The following is a 10,861-nucleotide window of genomic DNA, read 5'->3' on the forward strand; positions in this document are numbered from 1 at the left end:
CGCGGTATCTGTAGAGGCCGTCGATCGGTGGCTGTTCCTTGGCGGCGCGGCCCTCCTGCCAGTAGCGGCACAACTCCTCGCCCGCCGGACACGTGTAGCCCGCTGGCTTGTTGAGATGCCTTTCTTACTTCTCAAGACCAGAGGTTGCCGAGAATAGATCTGGCGATGTCGATCCATCGTTCGGAAAGAGTCGTCTTCTCGATCAGCGTTGCACGGCGTCGCGCTTCATGGGCGCAAGCTTGGCGAGGAAGCGGTTCTGCGCCGAGAACGGCACGCCTTCCTTGCGCATGGTGCCCTGTAGATCTTCTACCAGCGCGCCCATGTCGGCCGCCTGGATGCCGAGATCTTTATGCGAATCCCGCATGGTTCGCCCGGTGTACGCGCAGCCCCCCACCAGAATGTAGCAGAACTGCTCCTTCAGCAGCCGTCGCAGCCGAACGATGTCCTGTGCCTTAAAGATGTCGGCAATGCGTTTGTCCGCAACCAGTCGGGCAACGAAGTCGTCGGTCATCCGATCGATCCCGACCCGGCCGTGAAATGCGCGTAACATTGTCTGCCCTTCGAACGGCACCGCTCCGGCGTTGGCGTCGTGCTGCGCGTATGGCGCAACGGGATCCTCGCCCGGCGGAACGGTCTGGGCGGCGGCGGCAAGCGCGAGCAGGAACATCACCATCACTGTATCACCCTGTCAGAAACGGCCTTGAAGCGACACCAGCGCGCCGTGTTGCCCGCGAACGGTCGCAATATCGCCGAGGTCTGTGTACGCCGCGGTCAGCGTGGCATGACGATCGAACGACCATGCCGCAAAGCCGTCCCAGACATTCTGCTCGCGCGCGAAGCCGAGGTTGCTGGGTTTAGTGCGATATTCACCGCCGATCACCAGGTTCGATGTCAGCAGGCGGCTAAGCGATCCCTCGAACTGTGGTCGATAGTGGTTGTTGCGGTCGCCGCCGAACCCAAGCAGGCCGAACTGATTGGATTTGGTGAAGCGTACGGTCGCGCCGATCAGCAGGCTTTTCGACAGGATCAGCTTGGTCGCTGCTGCATAGAAGTCGACCCCACGCACCGCGCGTCCGCCGATCGCGCGGATCACGGGACCGTTGCTGGCAATCTTATACTGCATGCCGATCGCGATCTGCGGCAGGAGTTTGTCCTGATCGTAGACGGTATCCCCGACGAGACGCAGTTTCGCCCCGAGGATATCCTGCCTGAACGTAAAGCCGCGTCCGAGGCCCAGCGCAGCGCCCGCCGCGCGCGTATCGAACGACTGATACGCGTACGACAGCTCGACCCGATTGGACAGGCCGACTGCACCCCCAAAGCTGGCGAGGTCGAAGTCGGGAAGGTCGACGTAGGTGGCATGCACGCTGCCGCCGATGCCGTCCTTGGTCTCCGCGCCGGAAATGACCGACCACGTGGCCAGGCCGCCCCCGGCCGCGCCTTCGACAGTCGAGATGCCGTCGGTCAGCACGAGCTTGCCGCCCTGCCGCCGTTCGCTCGCCTGCGCCGGGATTGCAGCGAGCAGCGCGACACCTAGCACAGATGCAGCCAGCGATGCCAAAAGGGACGTCATGGAATATCGGATCTCGGTCGTAGGTCGGACCCGAGCATAATAATTTACGATGAGTTTTTCGTTAAGCCGGCATTGATCGTCTGGAAACCGTTTGGCCTTACGCTGCCGCGATGCAACGAGCTCATGCCTGGATTGCGGCGTTGGCCGTAGCGTGTTCACCGTTCGCCGCGGACGCCGCGACGGTCACCATCGACGTGCGCGACGCAACTGGCCAGCCAATGCCCAATTCGGTGGTGCTGATCGCCAGCCCCAACACGCCCGCAAGCGCGCTGAAGTCTGGTGGATCGTACGAGATGGCGCAACAGAACATCATGTTCATGCCGCACATCCTGATCGTCCCGGTCGGCGCTCGCGTGACCTTCCCCAATCGCGACCGCGTGCGGCATCACGTCTATTCCTTCTCGCCGTCCAAGAAGTTCGACCTCAAGCTCTACGGCAAGGACGAGACACGCAGTGTGGTGTTCGACAAGGCGGGCGTCGTCTCGCTCGGTTGCAATATCCACGACGCGATGAGCGCGTTCATCTTCGTCGTCGACACGCCCTATGCGATGATCACCGACGCCAACGGCCATGTCACCATCCCGAACGTGCCCGCCGGTGTTGTCACCGTGCGCGTGTGGAACCCGGCGATCCGGGTCGCCGGCAACATGCTCACGCAAAGCGCGGTCGTTCCGGCAACGGGCCTGTCCACGACCTACACCGTGCATGGCAAATGATCGCCGGTAGCCCGCTGCCGCGAGCCGTCAGGCTGCCGCGGTTTCGGCATCTCAGCACGCGGTTGTCGGTGCTCTACACCGCATTGTTTGCGGCCGCTCTGATCGTGGTCGCGGTCGTTGGCCAGATCTTGATCCTCAACCACGCGAAACAAAGCGTTCGTGCCGAGCTCGCGACCAGCGGCAGCGTCTACGACCGGATCTGGGCGCTGCGGGCGCGCGAGCTGGCAAGCTCCGGTGACGTGCTCGCGCGCGATTTCGGATTTCGCAGCGCCGTCGCGAGCGGTGATCGCGCGACGATCGCCTCGGCGGTCGCCAATCTGAGGGAACGCGCGGATGTGCCGAATGCGTTCGTCGTCGACCAGTCCGGCGAGGTGATCGGCGACGGGCCGAACGATCTCCGTAGCATCGTCAGCGGATTGCCGACCAGCCTGACCGGTGATCGTGCGGACGCAACGGTGATGACCAGTGATGGGGCGTACCGCGTGTTGGCGTCCCCGATCCTGGCGCCCGTCAAGATCGGCTCGGTGGTCTTCGCGGTCCCGCTCGATGCCAAGGAAATCGCGACGCTCCAGCGACTGTCGGCGATCCCGCTAACCGCGACGATCTTGCACCGCGGTCCAGCGGGTCACTGGATCTCGAGCGATGCGCGCGTTCCGGCCACGCCCGCGCTCGACACGATGATCGCAGAGGGCGTCAGCGATACGACCCCGACCACGATCGACCTGCCCGATGGCCGCGTGTTCGCGCTGGTCAAGCGCCTCAAAGGCCGCAACGGTGCGCCGGAAGCAGTCTTGCTGCTGAGTTATCCACAGGCGAAGGCGCTCGCCTCGTATCGCACCCTGCAACTTGGCATCGCGCTGGCCGGGGTGCTCGGACTGATCGTGGTTCTGATCGGCAGCCGTCGCCTCGCCGAGAGCATCACGCGCCCGATCACGGTGTTGGACGCCGCCGCCAAGGCGCTCAAAGAGGGCGGAAGCATTCAGGTCGCGGTCGCCGGTAGCGATGAAATCGGGCGGCTGGCGGAAAGCTTCAATCTGATGTCGGCCGGAATTGCCGAGCGCGAGCACCGCATCACGCATCTTGCCTTTCATGATTTACTGACCGGCCTGCCCAACCGCACCTATTTTCGGCAGCAGCTCGATGCCGACCTGACCCGCGCCGCCAAGATGCGGCGCAAGGTCATCGTACTTTGCCTCGATCTCGATGGGTTCAAAGGGGTCAACGACACGCTCGGTCATCCGGTGGGAGACTCGCTACTGCACTGTATCGGCGGCATTCTGGCGACGCTGGCAGTCGACGGGCTCGTTGCGCGTCTGGGCGGCGACGAGTTTGCGATCATCCTGACCGACCGCGACGACGCTGACCGACCACGCGCGCTGGCGCAGTTGATTCTGGACAAGCTGCGCTTGCCGATGTCCGTCGACGGGCATCAGATCGGGTGCGGTGCGAGCATCGGGATCGCCGTCAGCCCCGGCGACGGCGACGATCCCGATACGCTGCTCAAGAATGCCGACCTCGCTTTGTACCGCGCCAAGCGCGATGGACGCGGCGTCTTCCGGTTTTTCGAGCCGGCGCTCGACGCGGCGGCGCGCAAACGCCGCCAACTCGAACTCGACCTGCGCGAAGCTTTACGCACCGGGCAGTTTCGACTGAATTTCCAGCCGATCTTCGACCTCAAGGCAGACCGGATCGGCGGGTTTGAGGCACTGCTGCGCTGGCAGCATCCGGAGCGTGGCAACGTCCCGCCGATCGACTTCATCCCGGTCGCCGAGGAAACCGGATTGATCGTCGCTATCGGGGAATGGGTCATGCTGGAAGCCTGTCGGCAGGCGGTGAACTGGCCGGGTCATGTGCGGGTGGCGGTCAACGTCTCGCCGCTGCAGTTCCGTTCGAGCGGCTTTTCGAATGTCGTCTTTCAGGCGCTGTCCAACAGCGGCCTCGCTCCGCAGCGGCTCGAGGTCGAAATCACCGAATCGGTCTTCCTCGAAGACGAAGGCGGTGTCGTGGCACTGCTGCACCGGCTCCGGGCGATGGGCGTCCGCATCGCGCTGGACGATTTCGGCACTGGCTATTCCTCGCTCAGTTATCTGCGAAGCTTCCCGTTCGACAAGATCAAGATTGACAAATCCTTTGTCGATACAGTTGCGCAAGACGCTAGTTCGGCCGCGATCGTCCGCGCCATCCTTGACCTCGCCGATGCGCTCCATATGGAGACGACGGCGGAAGGGGTCGAGGACAACGAGCAACTCGCGCGCCTGCGCGGTCAGGGCTGCGGTAGCATCCAGGGCTATCTGTTCAGTCGGCCGATCGAAGCGGAGATGGTCGCAGACATGATCACCGAACGGATGATAACCGCCGCTTAAGCCGGCCTCCCGCTGGTATCTTTGCTCTAAAACGCTAATCAGCAACTTTCGTTATCAGTTGGACGCGCCGTTTTTCAAACTGGAGCTTGGACAATACCGGACCGAACAACCTTATCGACTATAATTTGTCCGATTTATTGAGCGCAGACACCGGGAAACACCGAGGCCAAAACTGCGTTATTAACGAACGGCGGGCTCTGAACAGCGGATAGTGCTGCAGCGGGAGGCTGACTCCCAACCTTAAGAGAACTTTAGATAATAGCTAACAGACTCTGCTCTTCGTATAATAGTGCCTTCTGCAAAGCTTCAACTAACGGGAGGAAGCAACGAATAAAACCCTCAGGGGCATCGACCACGCGACGGTTGGTCCATTCACTGTTGCACAACGCGATCTCTCCGCGCCAATTCATTATCAACCGGTTGTGTCTTCCGACGAGTTCAGCATCGAGGTGGCCTCCCTGGATTGCCTTCGCTATCTCAAGCGCTTCGTCTGCGACATGCGCTCTCACCGCACGGGCGAAAGCCAGGCGCAAACGCCCCAGATCATCGCCTTGTCTCAAGCGAGCTGCGTTCAGGATATTTTCAGCGAGGTGCATCAACTCGCTATGTTGATCTCGAAACTGGGCAGTCATGTAGCCTCCCTAGACGAGGCAAGATTGCCAAAGACTGTGGTTACGACAAGTTAAAGTAGTCGTAAACTGGCAAAAAATACGACGAAGGTCTATAATAAGCCGATATTGCACTCGCGCTTGCGTGCCCTTGAACTGGTCCCATGCCGATGCCGAGCTGAACCTATGAATCATGCTGACGAGGGAGGCTGACCCAGAGCATGGAACGACCGACAGGGGCGGGTCCTGTGTTCAATTGCCTTCTGTGGGATCCTGACTTTAAGATCCTAGCCGTGCATAGCTTTCGTGAAGCCCCACTGTTTTCAAACCGCTTAGAAGGATCTGCTGATCGTTTGGCTCGCCGTAGCGATCCGGTATTGAACGGGCGTCTCGCGATCGATTAGGACTCTTAACCGAGCACCGACATAAAGACGCGCCGCAGGCAGTTCCGTGCAACTCTTATTCAATGCGTCGCATTGCCTTCCTGCAAACATCTCGACATTGGTATTACCATCATTGTGGAACGTGATCTCACCGTTCGATCGCTCGGCCGTTACCTCGCTCCGCAGCACATCAGGACGATAGATCACCAAGACGTCGTATCCAACCAGCACCTTCAGCGCCGTAGTTCCGGCGGCGACATCGCCAGCGACTGGCTTGATCGCGACGCGATATATGCGATCCTGCGGACCGCGCTTGCCTATCGCGGCAATGCGCACCAGTCGGCGCTGGCCCGGCTCGAGGATCATGCGCTGCGGCGTCACCAGTAGTCCCAAGACTGCCGGATCGGTCTCGGTTGTGCGATGTTCGTCAGGTTGCCCCGGTGACAGAACCTCCTCCGGCTGGGCAACGACGTAGCTGCGGTCCGGTCCGTTGTTCCATACCTCGATGTCTTGCGCAGTCGATGCGCCGGGCGTCAGATCAAGAATGACTTGGCTAAGGACGATGTTGGCATTGGCGGGGCTGACCGACCCTGCGGCAAGCCCTGCTAGCAAACAGGTGGAAAGGGCCGCTTGCAATGATGTCATGATCGTCTCCTATCTTACCACACTGTTTGGCGTCGGCGTCGGCGTCGACGGCTGCAACGGCAGACACGTCACTGTGCCGATCTCAAGATAGTCGCCCCTTAGTGGTTTGTCGCTTAGCGCGGCCTGGCACGGGATTGCTCCAACAGAACGTACCAGGACGGTCGTCTCCGGCGCGGTCTCAATCTGGAAATAACCTTGGTCGTCAGAATGGCTGATCGCATCGCTTGCGATAAGATCAGCGTTCCCGATAGCATCGCCGTTGGCTCGTACAACTCGGCCGAAAATCGCCACGACCGGCTTGGCCGTCCACGCCAAAGCTGCAACATTGCCCGGATAGATGCTGACCATCCTGCTTTCGCTGTCGAAGTGCATGAGATGACCGCCGATCGGTTTGATGCGGACCGAATAGCGGCGATACGGCGGGACGGCGATTGTACGCGTTTCTCTGCCGCGCACGATGCCCCGCGGTGTTTCGTCGACAAGGATCTGAAACCTAGCGTTTGGGGGGGCGTCGTCGATCCGGACCGCGATCACACTGTCGGTCTGGTCGCGACCCCCAAGAGCGACGAGGTCGCGGTTCACGATGGCGGCTGTCTGGACGCCGAGGCTGTATTGCGTTCCTCGCGCACCGTTAATCTGCTGGATGAAATCGGTCGCCACCGTGCCGAACCGCCCACGCATGTCGGCGCGCGCGTGGGCAAGGTCGCCGTCCGGCGTATGGTCGTAGTTGCCGCCGAGCGATAGGTTTCCACCAAGCACGTCATCATGCTGCCACGTCGCCTGGACACCGCCAACTGCGCCAGATCGCGCACCCTCGCTGCGAGAGCCAATCGTCTGGCCGCCTGCTGTCGCACTGAACGCGCTATGGAGACGAAGGAGTTGTAACCTCAATCCAGCGTAGGCCGAACGTCCAACGTTGGATTGCGACAGATTGGCTTCCACCGTGAGATCGAATCCGCGGCGATGTACGATCGACCAGCGTCCCGTCGGGCCAATCGCGTAGTTTAGTGCCCGACGGCTATCCCGCCGGCAGAACGCCGAAAAACCGATCTGCCCGCCCTGCAGGCGATACCCAACGTCTGCCAGAGCCTGGGTGAAGTTCCCCGCCGAAAGTTGCGCAATCTGATACCCAGTCGTCACGTTCGGTTCGAGCGTATCGATCGGTACCAACGGCTGGTCGTCGTGACTGTAGACCCGCCGAACATCGAGATTGAAGGTCAGCGGCGAACTGCCGGTCGAATTGACCTGCGCAAGCAGCCCATAATCGCGCCGGCTGGACGCCAGTGCTGCCACGCGGACTTGGACGCGCTGTGCGATCCAGTTGGTGCCAAGCTCGCCGATTGCCTTGCCTGCCAGCATGACGAGCGACGCGTCGAGCGCGATCGTGCCGCTCATGCGACGTGCAACGCCCGCCTCGCCATATGGCTGCCGCGTTGGCGACAGGAAACCACGGGTGGCATCGTTCACCAGCACCCCAACGCCATCAGGCAAGCCTGACGTATCCAAGCTTTGGTTGCCTGCTTCATAGGTCCGCGAAGTCATCAGCCGGCCATTGACCAATATGTCGACACGCGACCGTTGCGACAGTGCGACGACAATCGGGCTACCGCTGATCAGCGACTTGTCGAGCCGCGTGTCGAACTGCGTTTCGACGCCGCCGCCCAACAGTTTGCGCCGACCGATGAGATCGATGCCGGGTGCCCAGAACAGCCCGGCGGTATAGCGCAGGCCGGGCTTGTCAACCTGCGCAACCAGTACGTCGGGTTTCAGTCCCGAACCGGATGCGAACGAGGTAGTACTGATGATCCGCGCATCACGGTCGCCGAGCACTGCGCGGTTCTGCAGTGCATATACCGTGTTGCCGCCGCTGCCGCCCGCGAGCGTACCGGCTACGGAATCAACGAGCGCTAGACCTGCCGTTGGACGCGACAGGAACGTCTTTTCCGATGCCGCTCTTACCTTAAGGAAGCGCGGATTGATGAACAGCGATAGTCGGAAACGATCCTGGTCGAAAATGACCCCTACGACGTTGGGAGTCAGGCGCCCGCAGTCGCGCGGATCGGTTGCCGGCGTGCACAACAGGTTGGAATGCGCGTCCAGGGGGTCTGACAGCGCGCTCGCGATCGACGCTGGCTGGAGGATGTCCGGTACCATCGCGACCATTATGTCGGGATGGAGAAAGCGAAGCTTGCCCGGCTCGTATTCGACGGCAGCTTGGCCGATCCGGCGGTCACCGAGGTAGACGTCGACGATCGCCTGCTGGGTGCGGGCGAGTTCGTTGAACTCGGCGGGCGTGCCAACCCGGATCGTATCATCACCCGGAGTGGCGGCGTATGCGGATGTCGGTATCGCCGGGGCCAGAACCGCAGCGATTATAATTCGGCAGGAAGCTGTCAGTCTCCAGCGATTGCCCTTTGACCGCGCGGCCATCGTGTCATCGCCTCAGTTGGGGGAGATCAGAATAGAGAGTGTGCCGGTGAAGGAGCCGGCTTGCGCGCCGGACAGCGCGGTGGCACGTAAGAGGATGGTAAGGCTGCCGCTTGGTGTGAGGCCGAGCGTGCAGGTGGGGGTGGTAGCGGCGGACGCCTGGTTGGTCAGCGCCGCGCCAGGCCTCAGCATCGTGCCCGAGGTTTGCGCTGCGGTCGCACTCCACTGCACTTCATACGGTAGCACCGAAGCGCCATTACTTAGCGTGAAGGCGCCGCCGGCCCCGGACCCCACCGCCGATATGCTGTAGCGAGCTAGCGCCACGCTGCTGTACGCGCATACTGTCTGGCTTTGTGAGAGGTCGACGTCGAAGTTTGCAACCGTGGCGAAGGCGACATCGGACAGTCCGGTGATTTGCACTGTTTGTGCATGTGCAAGGTTCGGTGCCGCCGATGCCACCAGGAAGGCTAGGGCGCGCAGGACCTGCCTTCGCGCCTGTGCAACGGCACTCGCGCGGCAACCGTGCACAATGCTTGTCATGCCCTTCCGGCCTCGATGGCGCTTATTGTGGTGTCACGAGAAGGGTCAGCGTCCCCGTATAGGTGGTAGCGGCGACCATCGTCTGGAGATCGGCGGGCGCAATGCTGACAACGAGACTGGACGTGCTCGTCGGTCCCGAGCTGCAGGTCGGCGTGGTCGCGGTTGACACCAGCCCGGCCGAAGCAGTGCCTGCAGCAAGTGCGGTGCCGGAGGTCTGTCCGCTGCTCGGGTTCCATTGCACGCTGTACGGAACTGGCGTTAGCGCACCGCTGGCAAGCGTGAACGCGCTGGATGTCCCGCTGCCGGTGGCCTTGATGCTATACCCCTTGGTGAGCGTGTTGCTCCACACGCAATCGCTTTGCGCACTGATTGCAGTGGTGGTTGGGTCGGCGTTGGTGAAGGTGACGTCGGTAAGTCCCGAGATCTGCGTGCGGTTGGGCACGGTCACCGAGATGGTCACGCTTCCGGTTGAGGTTGCGCCGAGCGTTCCCTGGGTCGATGCGAGTGCCGGTGAACCAGCCAAAGCTAGCGTAGTCGCAACAACGAGAGCGATTGGGCGTCTCAATGACAGCGAACGAGTTAGCGTTTTGCACCGATAAAAAGTCATGTCTTGCCGCTCCGCTTGCATCTCGGGCAATCAAGCGCGCTCAAGATTAACGAAACTTTCTCACGCAACGTCGAGGAGGTCGTGCTTAGACTAAAGTCTGATGTTCGCCGGTTTTTAGCGACGCCCTAGGTTTGCTGGCATGGAACGTCGACGCCAGTGCTTGGTGTGACAGTTGGCCGACCACCGCTTATTGAGCTGCTGCCGGTCCCATGGACACCAAGTTAGGCTACACGAGCCTGCTTCTCGAAGTCCATGGGGCTGAGATAGCCCACGGTCGAGTGCCTGCGTGTGGGATTGGAGAAGCGCTCGATGTAATCGAACACGTCCTGTCTCGCGTGGTTGCGCGTGCGATAGGTTTTGCGCGCGATCCGTTCGGTCTTCAGCGAGGAGAAGAAGCTCTCCATCGCAGCGTTGTCCCAGACGTTGCCGGACCGGCTCATCGAGCAGGTGACGCCATTGTCGGCCATCAGTCGCTGGAACTGCTCGCTGGTATATTGGCTACCCCGGTCGGAGTGATGCAGCAGCGTATCGGGCTTGCCGCGTCGCCAGATCGCCATGACCAGCGCATCGGTGACGAGCTGCGCCGTCATCGTGTCGCTCATCGACCAGCCGACCACCCGCCGCGAGAAGAGATCGATCACTGCAGCAGCATACAGCCATCCTTCGGCGGTCCAGATGTAAGTGAAGTCGGCCACCCACTTCTGATTGGGCGCATCCGCGGTGAACTGCCGATTGAGCACATTGCCGGCGATCACCGAGCGTTCGCCATGATCCTTGGGTAGACCGCGGCGCCGCGGCCGCGCCATCAGACCGTGCACACACATCAGCCGTTCGACCCGATGCAGGCCACATGAAAGGCCTTCGGCCAAGAGATCGTGCCAGACGCGACGCGCCCCATAGGTTCGGTAGCTGGAGATGAAGCTGGCGCGGATCTTCCCTGTATACACTTCGTCGCTGCGCGACCGGGCACTTGGCGCCCGCACGAGCCAGGCGTGGAAG

Annotated in this window: 10 protein-coding genes; 2 read left to right on the forward strand and 8 right to left on the reverse strand. The window is 61.5% G+C overall.

The genetic code is table 11. From position 1 onward, the window contains the following. Positions 1–202 precede the first annotated feature (202 nt). Entirely contained in the window at positions 203–673 is a 471-nt protein-coding gene (locus RH91_RS13520; protein WP_029623859.1) for a group I truncated hemoglobin, read from the reverse strand. Positions 674–688: 15 nt separating this feature from the next. After that, a complete protein-coding gene (locus tag RH91_RS13525; RefSeq protein WP_037478802.1) occupies positions 689–1,573 on the reverse strand; it encodes a DUF3034 family protein in 885 nt (294 codons plus the stop codon). Between the two features lie 140 nt (positions 1,574–1,713). On the opposite strand from RH91_RS13525, the gene RH91_RS13530 reads away from it, so the two are divergent. Next, positions 1,714–2,289 (forward strand): methylamine utilization protein, encoded by a 576-nt coding sequence (locus tag RH91_RS13530; RefSeq protein WP_010163377.1) that lies wholly within the window; start codon positions 1,714–1,716, stop codon positions 2,287–2,289. Next, positions 2,286–4,652 (forward strand): putative bifunctional diguanylate cyclase/phosphodiesterase, encoded by a 2,367-nt coding sequence (locus RH91_RS13535; protein WP_010163378.1) that lies wholly within the window; start codon positions 2,286–2,288, stop codon positions 4,650–4,652. Before RH91_RS13530 ends, RH91_RS13535 begins: the two co-directional genes overlap by 4 nt. 251 nt (positions 4,653–4,903) lie before the next feature. Here the strand turns inward: RH91_RS13535 and RH91_RS22495 are convergent, their stop codons facing one another. The 6 genes from RH91_RS22495 to RH91_RS13565 form a co-directional block, all read right to left on the reverse strand. Further along, on the reverse strand, positions 4,904–5,284 hold the full coding sequence (locus RH91_RS22495; RefSeq protein WP_157136934.1) for a hypothetical protein: 381 nt from the start codon (positions 5,282–5,284) through the stop codon (positions 4,904–4,906). Positions 5,285–5,592: 308 nt separating this feature from the next. Further along, positions 5,593–6,288, reverse strand: a complete 696-nt coding sequence (locus RH91_RS13545) for a fimbrial biogenesis chaperone (RefSeq protein WP_081469542.1) — start codon at positions 6,286–6,288, stop codon at positions 5,593–5,595. A gap of 9 nt (positions 6,289–6,297) precedes the next feature. Beyond that, positions 6,298–8,718 (reverse strand): CS1-pili formation C-terminal domain-containing protein, encoded by a 2,421-nt coding sequence (locus RH91_RS13550; protein ID WP_029623861.1) that lies wholly within the window; start codon positions 8,716–8,718, stop codon positions 6,298–6,300. Positions 8,719–8,730: 12 nt separating this feature from the next. Continuing rightward, positions 8,731–9,255, reverse strand: a complete 525-nt coding sequence (locus RH91_RS13555; protein WP_010163383.1) for a hypothetical protein — start codon at positions 9,253–9,255, stop codon at positions 8,731–8,733. Between the two features lie 22 nt (positions 9,256–9,277). After that, the gene (locus RH91_RS13560) at positions 9,278–9,715 is read right to left on the reverse strand and encodes a hypothetical protein (protein WP_157136935.1); all 438 of its coding nucleotides are present in this window, start codon (positions 9,713–9,715) and stop codon (positions 9,278–9,280) included. Positions 9,716–10,083: 368 nt separating this feature from the next. Continuing rightward, positions 10,084–10,861: IS3 family transposase (locus RH91_RS13565; protein WP_010163385.1), on the reverse strand; the 778-nt coding region annotated here is incomplete at its 5' end.

This window comes from Sphingomonas sp. PAMC 26617 (assembly GCF_000242835.1).
Taxonomy (GTDB): Bacteria; Pseudomonadota; Alphaproteobacteria; order Sphingomonadales; family Sphingomonadaceae; genus Sphingomonas.

What these genes read in the sequence shown, in the direction of transcription:
- RH91_RS13525 (WP_037478802.1), bottom strand. Translation starts at nt 1,573, where the DNA reads ATGACGTCCCTTTTGGCATCGCTGGCTGCATCTGTGCTAGGTGTCGCG.
- RH91_RS13550 (WP_029623861.1), bottom strand. Translation starts at nt 8,718, where the DNA reads ATGGCCGCGCGGTCAAAGGGCAATCGCTGGAGACTGACAGCTTCCTGC.
- RH91_RS22495 (WP_157136934.1), bottom strand. Translation starts at nt 5,284, where the DNA reads ATGACTGCCCAGTTTCGAGATCAACATAGCGAGTTGATGCACCTCGCT.
- RH91_RS13555 (WP_010163383.1), bottom strand. Translation starts at nt 9,255, where the DNA reads ATGACAAGCATTGTGCACGGTTGCCGCGCGAGTGCCGTTGCACAGGCG.
- RH91_RS13545 (WP_081469542.1), bottom strand. Translation starts at nt 6,288, where the DNA reads ATGACATCATTGCAAGCGGCCCTTTCCACCTGTTTGCTAGCAGGGCTT.
- RH91_RS13535 (WP_010163378.1), top strand. Translation starts at nt 2,286, where the DNA reads ATGATCGCCGGTAGCCCGCTGCCGCGAGCCGTCAGGCTGCCGCGGTTT.
- RH91_RS13520 (WP_029623859.1), bottom strand. Translation starts at nt 673, where the DNA reads ATGGTGATGTTCCTGCTCGCGCTTGCCGCCGCCGCCCAGACCGTTCCG.